Below are 16,763 nucleotides of genomic sequence, written 5' to 3'. Positions count from 1 at the left end.
GAGGGCAGCATGCCGGAACCGCTCAAGAACCTGTTGCATGAAGCGCTGATCGCCGACATCGCCGATCGCATCGCGGCCAACGCACCCTTCTACGACAGAAGCCGTTTTGTGGCGCTGGCAACCGATGGCCTCGGGGCACTGGAACTGATGGAGCGCTCCGCCTTGATCCGCGACGCCCTGTTCGCCACGCTTCCTGATGATTTTACCGACGCCGCCGCCATCCTGAGGGCGAGCCTGCCCGCCGATGGCAAGCCCGGACTTTCCGGCTGGATGCTGCTGCCGGTCAACCAGTTCATTGCCGCCCACGGCCCCGATCATTTCGATCTCGGCCTCGATCTCCTCAAGGCGCTGACGCCGCATTTCACCGCGGAATTCGGCATCCGGCAATTCATCCATCGCGACCAGCAGCGTGCGCTCGCCACCATCTCCACCTGGGTCGACGATCCCGACTATCATGTGCGCCGGCTGGCAAGCGAGGGAACGCGGCCGCGCCTGCCCTGGGCCATACGCCTGCCGCAGCTGGTGAAGGACCCGGCGCCGATCTTGCCGATCCTGACCGCGCTGATGGATGATCCGGAGGATTATGTGCGCCGCTCGGTCGCCAACAGCCTGAACGATATCGCCAAAGATCATCCGGACCTAGTCGCCGCCTTCATCGCCGACCACATCGTGGGCGCGTCCGCCGAGCGCCGCCGGCTGTTGAAACATGCCTCTCGCACTCTCCTGAAGAAAGGCCATGCGAGGGCGCTTGCCAATTTCGGTTTCGGTGCGGCCGCGTCACTTGCATGCGAGTTGCGCCTCCTCAATGGTGAGGTGATGTTCGGCGAGGGGCTGGATTTCGAAATCCGCGTCACGAATGCCGGCGAGACCGCGCACTCGCTGATGATCGACTATGCCATCCACCACGTGAAGGCCGACGGCTCTCTTTCGCCCAAGGTCTTCAAATGCAAGACGGTTACACTGGCACCCGGGCAGAGCCACGCAATCGAGCGCCGCCACGCCATGCGCCCGATCACGACACGGCGCTATTATCCCGGCGAACACCGCATCGCCATCCTGATCAACGGCGCGGAAAGCGCATCGGAAAGTTTCGTCCTGAGAATGCCCTCGCCCGAACGAAGCTAATGCTTTTTGTGCACTGCACTTGACTTTTCCAGCGAACTAGCCCAAATGCGGCTCAGCTTTCACCCTTCCGGCCGCCGCGTGAGCGTGCCCCTGCTAGAAAATACGAAACGCAGGAAGAAGGGACAAAAGCGCATTTCGATAGAGCGCCGCACTCCCAATGAGCGGCCAGAAGCGCTGGAAAGCTTTTTCCAACTTGCAAGTTCCCACTTCACGCGGGGTTCTTGACGCCAGAATGAAACCGGATCGCATGGTGCGTTCCGGCGCTAGTCGTTGTGGCGCCCCGAAAGGTTATGCCTTGACTAATTTTGAATCGCTTGGTGTCTCCAAGCCGATCGTCGCCACCTTGTTCCAGCTCGGCATCGAAACGCCGACGCCGATCCAGGAACAGGCCATTCCCCTCCTGCTTGAAGGCCGCGACCTGATCGGCCTTGCGCAGACCGGCACCGGCAAGACTGCCGCCTTTGGCCTGCCGCTCATCGAAAAGCTGCTCGCCGACGAACGCCGTCCCGACAACCGCACGACGCGGACCCTCATCCTCGCGCCGACCCGCGAGCTGGTGAACCAGATCGCCGAAAACCTGAAGAAGTTTATCCGCAAGTCGCATCTGCGCGTCAACGTCGTCGTCGGCGGCGTCTCGATCAACAAGCAGCAGCTTCAGCTCGAAAAAGGCACCGATGTCCTGGTCGCCACGCCCGGCCGACTACTCGACCTCGTCAACCGTCGTGCGATTACGCTGACGACAGTGCGTTATCTCGTGCTTGACGAAGCCGATCAGATGCTCGACCTCGGCTTCGTGCACGATCTGCGCAAGATCGCAAAGCTGGTGCCGAAAAAGCGCCAGACCATGCTGTTTTCGGCCACCATGCCGAAGTCGATCGCCGATCTCGCCGGCGAGTATCTGGTCGATCCCGTTACGGTCGAAGTCACGCCACCCGGCAAGGCTGCCGACAAGGTCGAGCAGTATGTGCATTTCGTCGGCGGCAAGAACGACAAGACGGAACTGCTCCGCAAGTCGCTGACCGAAAACCCGGACGGCCGCGCCATCGTCTTCCTGCGCACCAAGCACGGTGCCGAGAAGCTGATGAAGCATCTCGAGAATATCGGCTATTCCGTCGCCTCCATCCACGGTAACAAGAGCCAGGGTCAGCGCGAGCGGGCGCTGAAAGCCTTTCGTGATGGCAGCATCAAGACGCTGATTGCCACCGATGTCGCCGCCCGCGGCATCGACATTCCGGCCGTCAGCCACGTATACAACTACGACCTGCCCGAAGTGCCGGACGCCTATGTCCATCGCATCGGCCGCACGGCGCGCGCCGGCCGCGACGGCATCGCGATTGCGTTCTGCGCTCCTGACGAAGCCAGGCTGCTGCGTGACATCGAGCGCCTGATGGGCATCGACATTACGGTCGCCAGCGGCGAAGCGCCGGCACATATCGGCGCCGCCGGCCCGCGCCGCGCCAACGGCAATGGCAACAACCGCAATCGCGGCAACGGCCAGGGTCGCGGCGGCGAGGGTCGCGGTGGCGAAGGCCGCGGCGGCGAAGGTCGCTCCGAGCATCGCGGCAACCGCCAAGAGCGCCGTCCGCGGCCCGAACGCACGGCTCGCAATGAGGATTTCCGCGGCCAGCGCCGCGGCGAAGCCGCCCCGAATCTCGGCCCCGACAACGATCTGGTCTCGACCTCCGACTTCCGCCCCTCGGCGAAGCCTCAGCGTCCTGCCCATAACGGCCCCAATGGCCACCATGCCAATGGCGAGCCGAGCGGCCATCACCGCGGCAACGGCCGCCATGCCCACGGCCGTCCGGCCCGCAAGCACGGCGAGGACCGCGGCCCGCAACAGGCCCAGGGCGGCGAACCACGCCGCGACGGCAACGGCGGCAATCGCCGTGGCGGCTCCGGCGCCCGCAATGGCGGTGGCCAGCGTCGCGAACGCGCGTGAGTCTCAGTTGACTGAAAATCGGAAAGGCCGGGCATGTCCCGGCCTTTTCTTACGCCTCGGCAGGCCTACGCTCGACTGTCCTACGGTTGGTCAGATAGACGCCCGTCACCACCACCACCGTCCCCAGAATCAAAGGCAGGGTCAGCGGCTCCCCGAAGGCGATGAAAGCTTCGAGCGCGACGGCTGGCGGCATCAGGTAGATGAGCGAAGCGGCGCGAGAGACCTGCCCCCGGCGGATCAGATAAAGCAGCAGCCCGACACCACCCATCGACAGGCCGAAGACCGACCAGACGAGCGCGCCATAGGCCCGCGCGGTACCGTCGAAATACTGGTGTTCGAAGATCAGCGACAGCGGCAAAGTGAGGATCAGTGCGCCGATATATTGCAGCGTCGCGATGGTCCGGAGGTCGCCGGATTGCAGGTGTTTCTTCTGATAGAGCGTGCCGTAGGTGACGGAACCCATGGCGATAAGGTTGATCGCCAGCGGCAGAGCGGCATGGGTGAGATCGGCAGTCGCCGAATCGAACAGCTTCGGCGAAATGGCGATGGCAATGCCGATGAAGCCGAGGCCAAGGCCGAATTTCTGTGTCTGCTGCAACCGCTCGCCGACGAGAAAAGGCGCCGCCATCGCCGTCATCAGCGGCTGCAGCGCGGCGATGATGCCCGATATGCCGGCCGGCACGCCATTGGCGATCGCCCACCAGAGGCCGGCGAGATAAAAACCGTGAAGGAAGAAGCCGGAATAGACGGCACGCAGCGCCGTCGCCCGGCTCTTCGGCCATTGCGCCCGCGCCACCAGGCAAAGCGCCAGGAAAGCGAGCGCCGACAGCCCATAGCGTATTGAAAGAAAGGTGAAGGGCTCGGAATGCAGCGCCGCATATTTCGCCACCACCCAGCCCGTGGACCAGAGTAGGACGAAGAGAGCGGGGGCAAGGCGATCGAGGGACATAAGGCTGCTCGGGAAGAGGAGGTTTCGCCGTGCTGATAGCCGCACCCGGCAGTCGCAGTCAAAGGCGAAGCATTGATGCTTATTTGAAATTTAGCTGATGGGTGGGTACGAGCGACGAGTGGAACCGGCGCGGTTCCTGTGACGAGTGCAGAACGGGCGCGCCGTGTGCCCCCCTCCTCGTCACAGGATGTGTGCGGTTCCGCCAGCCTAACCATCGCGACCGACCGAAAAACCATCACCTGCCCACATTTTGCGCAGCCATTGCGGAACAACCACTGCGCCGCACCACTTCAAACGCCCGCATCCTCCCCTTTTCCCGCAACGCAAAATCTTTTCCTCGAACTGCGCATGGTTCTTGCATTGCAATTTGCGTTGTATTCAAATGAACAAAAAAGGGGAGCCGCACCTTTGGCATTTGACGAAATGATTACCGGGGACGAAAGTCCTCGCCCGCCATATGAAAAATATTTTGAGTGGTACAACAGTCAAGACCGGTCGCATCTGATTGCCAAGTCCCGCGATGCGGAGAATATTTTCCGGAAGACCGGCATCACCTTCGCAGTTTACGGCCATGCCGACAGCTCCGAAAAGCTCATTCCTTTCGACATCATTCCCCGCATCATCTCCGCTCGTGAATGGCGCAAGCTTGCCCAGGGCATCGAGCAGCGGGTGATCGCACTCAACGCCTTTCTCGATGATATCTATCATAAGCAGGAGATCATCCGCGCCGGCCGCGTGCCGCGCGAACTGATCGAAAACAACGTTACCTTCATCCCAGAGATGATCGGCTTCCGCCCGCCCGGCGGCGTCTACACCCATATCGTCGGCACCGATATCGTGCGCACCGGCGAGGATCAATTCTACGTGCTGGAGGATAATGCCCGCACGCCTTCCGGCGTCAGCTACATGCTGGAAAACCGGGAAACCATGATGCAGATGTTCCCGGAGCTGTTCCACAAGAACAAGGTGCAGCGCGTAGAGGACTATCCCTATCTCTTGCGCCAGAGCCTCGCTTCGCTCGCGCCTCCCGGCTGCGCCGGCAAGCCGCGCGTCGCGGTGCTCACCCCAGGCATCTACAATTCGGCCTATTACGAGCATTCCTTCCTTGCCGACATGATGGGCGTCGAACTGGTCGAGGGCTCGGATCTGCGCGTGATCGACGGCAAGGTGAAGATGCGCACGACCCGCGGTTACGAGGCGATCGACGTGCTCTATCGCCGCGTCGACGACGATTTCCTCGATCCGCTGACCTTCAGGGCCGATTCGGCGCTCGGCATCCCCGGCATCATGGATGTCTACCGCTCCGGCAATATCACGATCGCCAACGCGCCGGGCACCGGCATTTGCGACGACAAGGCGATCTATTCCTATATGCCGGAGATCGTCGAATTCTACACCGGCAGCAAGGCGCTGCTCGAAAACGTGCCGACCTGGCGCTGTTCGGAACCATCAAGCCTGAAATACGTGCTCGAGCACCTCGAAGAGCTGGTCGTCAAGGAAGTACACGGCTCCGGCGGCTACGGCATGCTTGTGGGACCGACCGCATCGAAGAAGGAGCGCGCCGATTTCGCCGAGAAGCTGAAGGCCAAGCCGAACAACTATATCGCCCAGCCGACGCTGTCGCTCTCCACCGTGCCGATCCTCGTCAACAAGGGCATTGCGCCACGCCATGTCGACCTTCGCCCCTATGTGCTCGTGTCGGACAAGGTTCAGATCATTCCGGGCGGGCTCACCCGCGTCGCGTTGAAGCAGGGCTCGCTGGTGGTCAATTCCAGTCAGGGCGGCGGCACCAAAGACACCTGGGTATTGGAGGACTGATGCTCGGAAGAACTGCAAACGGCCTCTATTGGATGTTCCGCTACATCGAGCGCGCCGAAAATATCGCCCGCCTGGTCGATGCCGGACTGCGCATGTCGCTGACCCGCAGCAGCGCCGGCGACGACAACTGGGATGGCGTGCTGCAAAGTGCCGGCGTGCGCGAGGCCTATGACGAAAGCCATACGAAGCTAACCAATGCCGAGGCAATCGACTATCTGCTGCGCGATCGGGCCAACCCGTCGAGCGTCATGTCCTGCATCGAGTCCGGCCGCAACAACGCCCGCATGGTGCGCACGGCGCTGACGCGGGAAACCTGGGAAGCGACCAACGAATGCTGGATCGACCTGAAGTCGCTGCTCGAAAAGCGCGTGAAGCCGGCCGAAATGCCGGAGGTGATCGACGCCATCAAGCGTCGCGCCGGCCTCATCCGCGGCGCCTTTCATGGCTCGACGCTGCGCAACGAACTCTATAATTTTGCCCGCATCGGCACCTTCATCGAGCGGGCCGACAATACGAGCCGCATCCTTGACGTGAAATATTACGTCCTGCTGCCTTCAGTCTCGGCGGTCGGCTCCTCGCTCGACAACGTCCAGTGGGAATCGATCCTGCGTTCGGTTTCCGCCCACCGTGCCTATAGCTGGGCCTATGACGGCGAATACCGGGCGATGAACATCGCCGACTTCCTGACGCTGAACGTCCAAATGCCGCGCTCGCTTGCCTATTGTTACGAGAAGATCGTCAGTAATCTTGGCTATCTCGCCCAGGATTATGAGGCGCGACTGCCTGCCCACGATACGGCCGATGCGATCCGTACCACACTGCAGACGCGGGCGATCCGCGACATCATGGATCAAGGCCTGCATGAATTCCTTGAGGATTTCGTCTCGCGCAACAATCAGCTCGGCGCCGAAATTTCCGACGGCTACCGGTTCTACGTTTAAGCGGATCAGAACATGAGACTGAAGATCAGCCACCTCACCGAATACCGCTACGACGAACCGGCGCAATTCTCGCTGCAACGGCTGCGGCTGACGCCGCCGACCTCAGCCGTCCAGAAAGTGCTCAGCTGGTCGCTGAACGTCGAGGGCGCTATCCCCGAGGTGGAATATGACGATCAGTATGGCAACCACGTCAATCTGGTCTCGCTGGAAGGCGCCCAGCATGTGACGCGCATTCTGGCCGAAGGCGAGGTCGAGACGGCGGACAATAACGGCGTCACCGGCCCGCATACCGGCTTCTGCCCGCTCTGGCTCTTCCTGCGGGAGACAACGCTGACCAGGAGCGGCAAGCTGGTCAAGGAACTGATCAAGGGCATCGGCGGCGACAACGAGCTCGCCCGCATGCATGCGCTGATGGCGGCAATCCATGAGTCGGTCGCCTATAGACCGGGCACCAGCAACACCGAGACGACGGCCGAACAGGCGCTGGAGAAGAAGAGCGGCGTCTGCCAGGACCATGCCCACATCTTCATTGCCGCCGCCCGCGCCCTGCAGGTGCCGGCCCGTTATGTCTCGGGCTATCTGATGATGGAGGAAAAGGTCGAACAGGCGGCGACCCATGCCTGGGCCGAAGCCCATATTCCCGGCCTCGGCTGGGTCGGTTTCGACCCAGCCAACGAGATCTGCCCGGATGTGCGTTACATCAGGATCGCCTCCGGTCTCTGCTACCGCGACGCCGCCCCGATTTCAGGCATGCGCATCGGCACGCCGGGCGAAACGCTGTCAGTCACCGTAAAGGTCGAGGACGGCGGACAGATGCAAAGCCAGAGCCAGAGCTGACCGGCGGCGGAAGGCGAAGCAGACTGGCGTTTGGCTTCGGGATAGGAGGAATTGCCGAGCCGGCATAGACGGAATAGATTCTGGATTCCAGTGACCTTGTCGGCTGCATGTTCTGCACGTCGATATCCCACTGGGAAAACAAGATTGCTGGCCTCATCAATAAACCTGCCTATTATTTCTATCTTATGTTTCTCAGGGGCGGGTCAAGGATGTCCTCGTTGCGAGAGCTCGATCGCGGAGGCGCCGACATCATCTCGCGCGGAAGCGCCGGAGTCCCGGGCTTCAGCCTCACCCGGAATGCGATTTAATGAGAACGCAACCATACGTGTTTTCGTTTGGTTTATGCTCCCCTGCTAGTGATCCCTTCTAGCTATTTGGTTGCGACGCAGCCACGAACACGGCTACCGGGAAGAGCGGCCTTATATGTTGCATCGTTTTATTTTTGACCGATCCGGTAATTTCGGAATTATGACGGCGCTACTCGTCATACCCCTGCTAGGTGCTGCGGGTACGGCCATTGATTTTGGCACTGCCCTATCGCTTCGGACCGAATTGTACGCCGCTGCGGACGCCGCCGCGGTGGGATCCATTTCGCAGACTTCAGATGCGGCAACGCAAGCCGCCGCGATGTCAGGCGACGGATCGCTCACGCTCGGAAAATCCGAAGCCCAGAAGATCTTCTTTTCGCAGATGTCCAAAAAACAGGGCGACGTTCCCGTTGCTGTCGACATCAGCGTTCAAAAAAAGGGCGCTACTCTCACCTCGACCGTATCCTTTAGCGCCCAGATGCCGACGACATTCATGCAGGTGTTGGGATTTCCGCAGATCCCCGTTTCCGGGACGGCAACAGCGCAGTATGACACCCCGTCCTACATGGATTTCTTCATGCTGTTGGATAACACCCCATCAATGGGTGTTGCGGCCACCACTGACGACATCACCGCCATGAAAAAAGCAACCGCCAATGGCCACGATGGCGGCAAAGATAAAAACTGCGCGTTCGCATGCCACATTGTTTCTGAAAAAGGCGTGGAGGATAAGAAGAGCTACTACAATGTCGCGCGCGAGAACAACGTGACCATTCGTATCGACGTAGTGGCCGCCGCCATCAAAGCCTTGATGGCCAAGGCAAAGGACACGCAGTCCATGCCGAACCAATTCCGGGTCGCCGCATACACGTTCGGCAAGACTGCCCAGGACGCCAAAAACGCAAAGCTCTTCAAGGTTTCCGACCTGGACTATGATCTTGGCGCCGTGGCGGTCGCCACCGACATGATCAATCTTATGAGCATTCCCTTTCAGAACTACTATAACGACCAGCAGACGAGCTTTGACAAAGCGTTGGAAGGTGTTGAAGGCGAAATCAAGGGCACTATCGGCGCGGGCACCAGCAATGCCGACCGCCAGAAGATCGTGTTTTTTGTCGCTGACGGTGTTGGGGATAGCTACAAGCCGGCTGGATGCACCAGCCCCAAGGGAACAAACGGCGGACGCTGCATCGAACCCATTGACACCAATTATTGCAAGAAGCTCAAAGACCGCGGCATCAAAGTCGCCGTCCTCTATACGACCTATTTGCCCTTGCCCGACAACGGCTTTTACAACGATTGGGTAAAGCCTTTCGAGAGCAAGATCGCCACGAAAATGGAAGAGTGCGCCACCCCCGGCTTCTATTTTGCGGTCAGTCCAACCGACGGCATTGAAGAGGCCATGGAGGCCCTGTTCCTGAAGATCGTCAGCGCACCGCGGATAACCAGCTAAGGCAGGTCGCGCAAAACCGTGCAGCGTTTTGCGGCAACGATATCCGGGCGCCATCGGCAGGGATGGCGCCCGGATATTCATTCTTCGGCGATACGCCCCAGATCTCAAGCCGATCGAGAAGCCTTTCGCCGAAATCTCGCTTCAGTGGCTGTCCTTGCCGACCGCGTTTCCGCGACATCCCTTGAGGAAGTCGAGGTCGGCGCCGGTATCGGCGCCTTCGACATGCTGCTGATGCAGGAAGGCATAACCGGATTTCGGCAGGTCATGGTTCGGCTGCCATTCGGCGAGACGCCGCGCCAGTTCCTCGTCTGATATGTCGAGATGCAGACGACGGTTCGGCACATCGAGCTCGATCATGTCGCCGTTTTTGACAACCGCCAGCGGGCCGCCGACCGCCGCTTCCGGCGAGGTGTGCAGCACGACGGTGCCATAGGCCGTTCCGGACATGCGGGCGTCTGATATACGCACCATGTCGAGGATTCCCTTCTTCAACACCTTCGGCGGCAGTCCCATGTTGCCCACTTCGGCCATGCCCGGATAGCCCTTCGGCCCACAGTTTTTCATGACCATGATGCAGGTTTCGTCGATGTCGAGATTGTCGTCGTTGATCTTCGCCTTGTAGTCGTCGATGTCCTCGAACACGACTGCCCTGCCCTTATGCACCAAGAGATGCGGCGAGGCAGCCGACGGCTTCAGCACCGCGCCTTTCGGCGCCAGATTGCCACGCAGCACGACGATGCCGCCCGAAGATGTCAGCGCCTTTTCAGCCGGCAGGATGACGTCCTCGTTCCAGTTGACGACGTCCTTGACCTCGTCCCAGACCGTTTCGCCGGAGACCGTCAGCGCATCCTTGTGCAGCAGGCCCGCTTCGCCGAGGCGCTTCAGCACGACAGGCAGGCCGCCGGCATAGAAGAACTCTTCCATCAGGTATTTGCCCGACGGCATCAGGTTGACGATGGTGGGAACATCGCGGCCACAGCGGTCCCAATCGTCGAGCGACAGATCGATGCCGACGCGGCCGGCAATGGCGAGCAGATGGATAACCGCGTTGGTCGATCCGCCGATCGCCGCATTGGTGCGGATGGCGTTCTCGAAAGCCTGTTTCGTCATGATCTCGGAGGGCTTCAGGTCGTCCTTGACCATCTGGACGATGCGACGGCCGGTGAGCTGGGCCATAACCTTGCGGCGGGAATCGACGCCCGGGATCGCGGCATTGCCGGACAGCGCCATGCCGAGCGCTTCGGCCATGGAGGCCATGGTGGAGGCCGTGCCCATGGTGTTGCACGTGCCGGACGAACGGCTCATCGAGGCTTCCGCTTCGAGGAATTCGGCCTGCGTCATCTCGCCGGCCTTTACCATTTCGGAGAACTTCCACAGATGCGTGCCGGAGCCGACGCGTTCGCCGCGGAAATAGCCGTTCAGCATCGGCCCGCCGGTGACGACGATCGACGGCAGGTCGCAGGAAGCGGCGCCCATCAGCAACGACGGCGTGGTCTTGTCGCAGCCGACGAGCAGCACGCAGCCATCCATCGGCTGGCCGCGGATCGCCTCTTCCACCGCCAGCGCGGCGAGGTTGCGGTACATCATCGCGGTCGGGCGGAAGGTGTTTTCCGATGCCGAGAAAACCGGCACCTCGAGCGGGAAGCCGCCGGCCTCCCAGACGCCCGCCTTCACCTTCTCGGCGAGCTCTCTGAGATGACCGTTGCACGGCGTCATATCCGACCAAGTGTTGAGGATGCCGATCACCGGCCGGCCGTCGAACAGGTCGTGCGGATAACCCTGGTTCTTAAGCCAGCCGCGGTGATAGATCACGTCGCGGCTCGTGCCCCCGTACCATTCCTGCGACCTCAGCCTGCGCGGCCATTCGGCTTTCTTTTTCATCGTCTCTGTCCTTCAGCATATTCCCGGACCGCCTCGTACGATCCGGGTCATCACACTTTGTTTAAGCCAGCGTGTAGGCGGTCTTGACGGTTGTGTAGAATTCGGCGGCGTATTTGCCCTGCTCGCGCGGACCGTAGGACGAACCCTTCCGGCCGCCGAACGGCACGTGGAAATCCACACCTGCCGTCGGCAGATTGACCATCACCATGCCGGCTTCGGAATTGCGCTTGAAATGCGTCGCATGTTTCAGGCTGGTCGTGGCGATGCCGGCCGAAAGGCCGAACGGCGTGTCGTTGGCGATGGCCAGCGCCTCGTCGTAATCCTTGGCGCGGATCACCGAGACCACCGGCCCGAAGATCTCCTCGCGCGAAATGCGCATCTGGTTGGTCGCTTCGGTAAACAGCGTCGGCTGCAGGTAGAAGCCGGGCGTTTCGCGGGAGATGACCTCGCCGCCGAAGGTAAGTTTGGCGCCTTCTTTTTTGCCGATCTCGATATAATCAGTATCGGTCTTCAGCTGACGCTCGTCGACCACAGGACCGATATGAGTGCCGGCTTTCAGCGCATTGTCGACGACCAGCGTCTTCAGCTTGTCGGTGAGGGCTGCGACGAACTTGTCGTGGATGCCTTCGGTGACGATCAGGCGCGACGAGGCCGTGCAGCGCTGGCCGGTCGAGAAGAAACCGGAATTGGCGGCGGCCTCCACGGCGACGTTGAGGTCGGCATCATCGAGCACGACCATCGGGTTCTTGCCGCCCATCTCCAGCTGGAACTTGCGGTTATGCTCGATGGAGGCGGCGGCGACGCGCCGGCCGGTGCCGGTGGAACCGGTGAAGGTGATGCCGTGAACGTCCGGGCTTTCGAGCATGGCCTGGCCGACGACCGAGCCCTTGCCCATGACGAGGTTCAACACGCCCTTGGGCAGGCCGGCGCGGTTGAGGATATCGACGATCGCCCACGAACAGGCCGGCACCAGTTCGGCCGGCTTGAAGACCACGGTGTTGCCGTAGCAGAGCGCCGGGGCGATCTTCCAGGCGGGGATCGCGATCGGGAAGTTCCACGGCGTGATGATGCCGATGACGCCGAGGCCTTCGCGGGTGATTTCGACGCCGATGTTCGGGCGGACCGACGGGATGACCTCGCCGGCCAGACGCAGGGCTTCGCCTGCGAAGAATTCGAAAATCTGCGAGGCGCGGATGACTTCGCCGGTCGCCTCAGGCAGCGTCTTGCCTTCCTCGCGGGCAAGCAGCGCGCCGAGCTCGTCCTTGCGCGCCATGATCTCGTCGCCGGCCTTCTTCAGGATGACGTGGCGTTCCCAGATGCCCGAGCGCGACCAGGCCGGGAAGGCCGCCTTGGCGGCGGCGATGGCGTTCTTCGTGTCTTCGGCGCTGCCGTCGGCATAGAGGCCGACGACTTCGTTCGTGTCGGACGGGTTGATGTTCTTCGTCGCGTTCGTGCCGACCCATTCGCCGGCGATCAGGTTTTGATAAATGGTCATGGGCTGAACAAGCCTCCTTTACCGTTTACATCATGATCCGGCCGCCAAGGCGGCCGGATCTCAAAAATCAGAGCTGCCTGACGGCGATCTCTTCCTCGGCGGCGACCTTCAACGGATTGCGCAACGCCAGGCCGAATTCGGCGACTTCGATCTCGAAGACATCGCCCTCTTCCGCCTTGATCCCGTCGGCAAAGGACAGTGTCGCCGTGCCGAACATATGGACATGCACATCCCCCGGAACGCGGAAGATGCCGTATTTGAAATGGTGATATTCGAGGTTGGCGAAGGTGTGCGACATGTTCGCTTCGCCCGACAGGAAGGGCTTTTCGAAGATCACCTTGTCGCCGCGCTTGATGCGCGAGGTGCCGCGAATATCGTCGGGTGCGGCGCCTATGCGGATTTCCGGACCATAGGCGGCCGGGCGCAGTTTCGAGTGGGCCAGATAGAGATAGTTGATCCGTTCGGTGACGTGGTCCGAAAACTCGTTCGACAGGGCAAAGCCGATGCGGAACGGCGAGCCGTCCTTGGCGATGACGTAAATGCCGGCCATTTCAGGCTCTTCGCCGCCGTCGAGCGCGAAGGAAGGCGAGACCAGCGGCGCGCCGGGGGCAGCCGTGCCGTAGCCGTTGCCCTTGTAGAACCATTCCGGCTGCACGCCCTTTTCGCCGGTTTTCGGCTTGCCGTTCTCGAGGCCCATCTTGAACATCTTCATCGAGTCGGTCAGCGTTTCCTCGGCCGCCTCGCTGGTCTTCTTGTGCATGGAATCGCGGGTGGCGGCCGAACCCAGATGCGTCAGACCGGTGCCGGTCAGATGCAGGTGGGCGGCGTCGGGATGGGTGATCGGCGGCAGGAAGCGGCCTTCCGCATAGACCTTATCGAGATCGACGGCATCACCGTAACCATGCGCCTCGATAACAGCGGCAAGCGACTTGCCGCCGTCGGCGGCTTCCATCGCCAGCGCATAGACGCTGCCGGCATTCTTCACCGACCTGGCCGCCCCGCCCTGCTCGCGCACGGCGACGACGATCTCTCCGTTGGCACCTTTGATCTGGGAAATAAGCACGACTTTGATCCTTCTCGTTCCGGCGGAGACTTAACAAAAAGCTCCGCCTGTCCGGCTCCCTCGGGAGCCGGAGTTGATCATTCTTATGACTGCGAATGCCCGGGCTGCGCTTGAGGCGCTCAGCCCTTGTTCTTGTTGTAGACGTCGAAGAACACGGCAGCGAGAAGCACCGCACCCTTGACCATCTGCTGCGAGTCGGTGCCGAGACCGTGGATCGACATGCCATTGTTCATGATGCCCATGATAAGCGCGCCGATCACCGCACCCGTCACCTTGCCGACGCCGCCCTGGGCCGACGCGCCGCCGATGAAGCAGGCGGCGATGACGTCGAGCTCGAGGCCGAAACCGCCCTTGGCCGTCGCCGAGTTGAGGCGCAGCGCAACGATGAGGCCGGCGAGGCCAGCCAGCAGGCCCATGTTCGCGAAGGTCAGGAAGGTCAGCCGCTCGGTGTTGATACCGGAAAGCTTGGTCGCCTTCTCATTGCCGCCCATGGCGTAGATGCGCCGGCCAACCGTCGTGCGGCGGGTAATGAAAGCGTAGGCTGCGACGAGAACGAGCATGACGACCAGCACGTTCGGGAAGCCGCGATAGATCGACAGCTGGTAGCCGAGCCCCAGGATGGCGAGCGAGACAATAATGTTCTGGGCGAGGAAGAAGCCCATCGGCTCGACGTCATTGCCATGCTTCTCGTTCGACAGGCGCTTGCGCCACGCCAGATAGAAGAGGGTGACGGCACCGACGACGGTCAGGATGATCGAGGTCGAGTTGATGCCGCCCATGTCGAACAGGTTCGGCAGGAAGCCGATGCTGATCAGCTGGAATTCCGGCGGGAAAGGACCAATGCTGGTGCCGGTCCCTGATGCCGTCATCACGAACAGCGTCAGGCCACGGAAGACCAGCATGCCGGCCAGCGTGACGATGAAGGCCGGGATCTTGTGATAGGCGACGAAATATCCCTGGATGCCGCCGACAAGCGCGCCCATGGCAAGACACACGACGCCTGCGACGACATAATTGACGTGCCATTGCACCGTCATCACGCCGGCGATGGCGCCGATGAAACCGACGACCGAGCCGACCGAAAGATCGATATGGCCGGCGACGATGATGAGCAGCATGCCCAGCGCCATGATGACGATGAACGAGTTCTGCAGAATGATGTTTGTCAGGTTGAGCGGCCTGAAGAGAACACCGCCGGTCGAAATCTGGAAGAACACCATGATCGCGATGAGCGCGATAAACATGCCGTATTCGCGGATGTTGCCGCGAACGTAGTCTCCGATGGAGACGACACGCCCCTGCTCAGCGATGGGTTGATTGATCGGCGTCATTGTTTCTTCTCCCCTGAGCGCATGATAGCGCGCATGATGGTTTCCTGGCTTGCTTCTCCCTTCGGCAGTTCCGCGACGATGCGTCCTTCGTTCATGACGTAGATGCGGTCACATGTGCCAAGCAGTTCAGGCATTTCCGACGAGATCATCAGAACGCCCTTTCCATCGGCGGCAAGCTGGTTGATGATAGTATAGATTTCGTATTTTGCGCCAACATCGATGCCGCGCGTCGGCTCGTCGAGGATCAAAATATCGGGATTGGAGAACAGCCACTTCGACAGCACCACCTTCTGCTGGTTGCCGCCGGACAAATTGACCGTCTCCTGGAAGATACTGGAGGAACGGATGCGCAGCTTCGACCGATAGTCGGTCGCAACCCTGGATTCCTTGACGCTGTCGATAACAGAGGCGTTCGATACCGCCTTCAGATTGACCAGCGTCGTGTTGTGCAGGATCGTGTCGTTGAGCACCAGGCCGAGCTGCTTGCGGTCTTCGGTGACGTAGGCGAGACCGGCGTCGATCGCCTTGCGCACCGTGCTGACGTCGACCGGCTTGCCGTGCATCAGCGCCTCGCCCGAAATCTTGTGGCCATAGGCCTTGCCGAACAAGCTCATGGCGAATTCGGTGCGCCCTGCCCCCATCAGCCCGGCGATACCAACGACCTCGCCCTTGCGGACGGTGACGTTGATATTGTGCAGGACCTGACGGTCGCGGTGTTGCTGGTGATAGGCGTTCCAGTTCTTCACTTCGAGAATGGTTTCGCCGATCGGCACCGAACGCGGGGGATAGCGGTCCTCGAGATCGCGGCCGACCATGTTGCGGATGATGATGTCTTCGCTGATCTCGTCGGCATGACAGTCGAGCGTCTTGACCGTCATGCCGTCGCGCAGGACGGTGATCTGGTCGGCGACCTTGCGGATCTCGTTCAGCTTATGGGAAATGATGATCGAGGTGATGCCCTGCTTGCGGAATTCCATGAGCAGCGTCAGCAACGCGTCGGAATCGCGTTCGTTGAGCGAAGCCGTCGGCTCGTCGAGGATGAGCAGCTTGACGCTCTTCGACAGCGCCTTGGCGATCTCGACGAGCTGTTGCTTGCCGACGCCGATGTCGGTCACCAGCGTGTTCGGAGATTCGGATAGGCCGACCTTCTTGAGCAGCTGCTTGGTGCGGTTGAACGTCTCGTCCCAGCTGATGACGCCGCTCTTGGCATTCTCGTTGCCGAGGAAGATGTTTTCGCCGATCGACAGCAACGGCACCAATGCCAGTTCCTGGTGGATGATGACGATGCCGATTTCTTCGGAATCCTTCAGGACCTTGAAGTTGCGCGTCTCGCCTTCATAGACGATGTCGCCGTCATAACTTCCGGTGGGATAGACGCCCGATAGGACTTTCATCAGGGTCGATTTGCCGGCTCCGTTTTCGCCGACCAACGCGTGAATTTCACCCTTGCGAACCTTGAGGTTCACGTTCTCCAGCGCCTTGACGCCCGGAAACGTCTTGGTGATGCTCCGCATTTCGAGGATGGTGTTGTCCATAGTCAAAGTTCCAGCGCCTTGCGCCGCCAAGCGGCTTGGCGATCATAAAATCGAAGGCCGGAACCCGCAAGCGCGGGCTCCGGCCTCT

General features: G+C 61.0%; 12 protein-coding genes. 6 read left to right on the top strand and 6 right to left on the bottom strand.

All coding sequences use genetic code 11. The features are described 5' to 3' along the window. The first annotated feature begins 9 nt into the window (after positions 1–9). Positions 10–1,125, top strand: a complete 1,116-nt coding sequence (locus tag ATY29_RS20560; RefSeq protein WP_097537187.1) for a DNA alkylation repair protein — start codon at positions 10–12, stop codon at positions 1,123–1,125. A 247-nt stretch (positions 1,126–1,372) separates the two neighbouring features. Continuing rightward, positions 1,373–3,064: a DEAD/DEAH box helicase gene (locus tag ATY29_RS20555; protein ID WP_097537186.1), complete on the top strand. Its 1,692-nt coding sequence runs from the start codon at positions 1,373–1,375 to the stop codon at positions 3,062–3,064. Between the two features lie 49 nt (positions 3,065–3,113). Here ATY29_RS20555 and ATY29_RS20550 read toward each other — a convergent pair whose 3' ends face one another. Further along, on the bottom strand, positions 3,114–4,013 hold the full coding sequence (locus ATY29_RS20550; RefSeq protein ID WP_003565722.1) for a DMT family transporter: 900 nt from the start codon (positions 4,011–4,013) through the stop codon (positions 3,114–3,116). 408 nt (positions 4,014–4,421) lie between these two features. On the opposite strand from ATY29_RS20550, the gene ATY29_RS20545 reads away from it, so the two are divergent. The 4 genes from ATY29_RS20545 (at position 4,422) to ATY29_RS20525 (ending at position 9,370) form a co-directional block, all read left to right on the top strand. Then, the gene (locus ATY29_RS20545) at positions 4,422–5,831 is read left to right on the top strand and encodes a circularly permuted type 2 ATP-grasp protein (protein ID WP_003565724.1); all 1,410 of its coding nucleotides are present in this window, start codon (positions 4,422–4,424) and stop codon (positions 5,829–5,831) included. Next, on the top strand, positions 5,831–6,772 hold the full coding sequence (locus ATY29_RS20540) for an alpha-E domain-containing protein (protein WP_003565726.1): 942 nt from the start codon (positions 5,831–5,833) through the stop codon (positions 6,770–6,772). The genes ATY29_RS20545 and ATY29_RS20540 overlap by 1 nt, the downstream gene beginning before the upstream one ends. 12 nt (positions 6,773–6,784) lie before the next feature. Beyond that, complete coding sequence (locus tag ATY29_RS20535) at positions 6,785–7,609, top strand: transglutaminase family protein (RefSeq protein ID WP_097537185.1); 825 nt, start codon at positions 6,785–6,787, stop codon at positions 7,607–7,609. A gap of 423 nt (positions 7,610–8,032) precedes the next feature. Continuing rightward, complete coding sequence (locus ATY29_RS20525) at positions 8,033–9,370, top strand: TadE/TadG family type IV pilus assembly protein (RefSeq protein WP_003565732.1); 1,338 nt, start codon at positions 8,033–8,035, stop codon at positions 9,368–9,370. Between the two features lie 141 nt (positions 9,371–9,511). Here ATY29_RS20525 and araD read toward each other — a convergent pair whose 3' ends face one another. From araD to mmsA, 5 genes are all read right to left on the bottom strand, one after another. Next, positions 9,512–11,251, bottom strand: coding sequence for an L-arabinonate dehydratase (gene araD / locus ATY29_RS20520; protein WP_003565733.1), 1,740 nt, complete (start codon positions 11,249–11,251; stop codon positions 9,512–9,514). 61 nt (positions 11,252–11,312) lie between these two features. Beyond that, a complete protein-coding gene (locus tag ATY29_RS20515; protein WP_003565735.1) occupies positions 11,313–12,746 on the bottom strand; it encodes an aldehyde dehydrogenase family protein in 1,434 nt (477 codons plus the stop codon). Positions 12,747–12,813: 67 nt separating this feature from the next. Next, positions 12,814–13,809 carry an AraD1 family protein gene (gene araD1, locus ATY29_RS20510; RefSeq protein WP_097537184.1) on the bottom strand — a complete coding sequence of 332 codons (996 nt, stop codon included), beginning with the start codon at positions 13,807–13,809 and terminating at the stop codon, positions 12,814–12,816. Positions 13,810–13,928: 119 nt separating this feature from the next. Continuing rightward, positions 13,929–15,140 carry a multiple monosaccharide ABC transporter permease gene (mmsB, locus tag ATY29_RS20505; protein ID WP_025416807.1) on the bottom strand — a complete coding sequence of 404 codons (1,212 nt, stop codon included), beginning with the start codon at positions 15,138–15,140 and terminating at the stop codon, positions 13,929–13,931. After that, positions 15,137–16,675 (bottom strand): multiple monosaccharide ABC transporter ATP-binding protein, encoded by a 1,539-nt coding sequence (gene mmsA, locus ATY29_RS20500; protein WP_003565742.1) that lies wholly within the window; start codon positions 16,673–16,675, stop codon positions 15,137–15,139. Before mmsA ends, mmsB begins: the two co-directional genes overlap by 4 nt. Positions 16,676–16,763 lie beyond the last annotated feature (88 nt).

The organism is Rhizobium hidalgonense, from assembly GCF_002914525.1.
In the GTDB taxonomy this organism is placed as follows: Bacteria; Pseudomonadota; Alphaproteobacteria; order Rhizobiales; family Rhizobiaceae; genus Rhizobium; species Rhizobium hidalgonense.
The sequence above is the reverse complement of the archived record's forward strand: the minus strand, read 5'-3'. Positions and strand labels throughout refer to the sequence as shown.

Excerpts from the sequence above, each read along its gene's own strand:
- ATY29_RS20515 (WP_003565735.1), bottom strand. The coding sequence starts at position 12,746 with ATGACCATTTATCAAAACCTGATCGCCGGCGAATGGGTCGGCACGAAC.
- ATY29_RS20550 (WP_003565722.1), bottom strand. The coding sequence starts at position 4,013 with ATGTCCCTCGATCGCCTTGCCCCCGCTCTCTTCGTCCTACTCTGGTCC.
- araD (WP_003565733.1), bottom strand. The coding sequence starts at position 11,251 with ATGAAAAAGAAAGCCGAATGGCCGCGCAGGCTGAGGTCGCAGGAATGG.
- mmsA (WP_003565742.1), bottom strand. The coding sequence starts at position 16,675 with ATGGACAACACCATCCTCGAAATGCGGAGCATCACCAAGACGTTTCCG.
- ATY29_RS20540 (WP_003565726.1), top strand. The coding sequence starts at position 5,831 with ATGCTCGGAAGAACTGCAAACGGCCTCTATTGGATGTTCCGCTACATC.
- ATY29_RS20535 (WP_097537185.1), top strand. The coding sequence starts at position 6,785 with ATGAGACTGAAGATCAGCCACCTCACCGAATACCGCTACGACGAACCG.
- ATY29_RS20555 (WP_097537186.1), top strand. The coding sequence starts at position 1,373 with ATGGTGCGTTCCGGCGCTAGTCGTTGTGGCGCCCCGAAAGGTTATGCC.
- ATY29_RS20525 (WP_003565732.1), top strand. The coding sequence starts at position 8,033 with ATGTTGCATCGTTTTATTTTTGACCGATCCGGTAATTTCGGAATTATG.
- ATY29_RS20560 (WP_097537187.1), top strand. The coding sequence starts at position 10 with ATGCCGGAACCGCTCAAGAACCTGTTGCATGAAGCGCTGATCGCCGAC.
- mmsB (WP_025416807.1), bottom strand. The coding sequence starts at position 15,140 with ATGACGCCGATCAATCAACCCATCGCTGAGCAGGGGCGTGTCGTCTCC.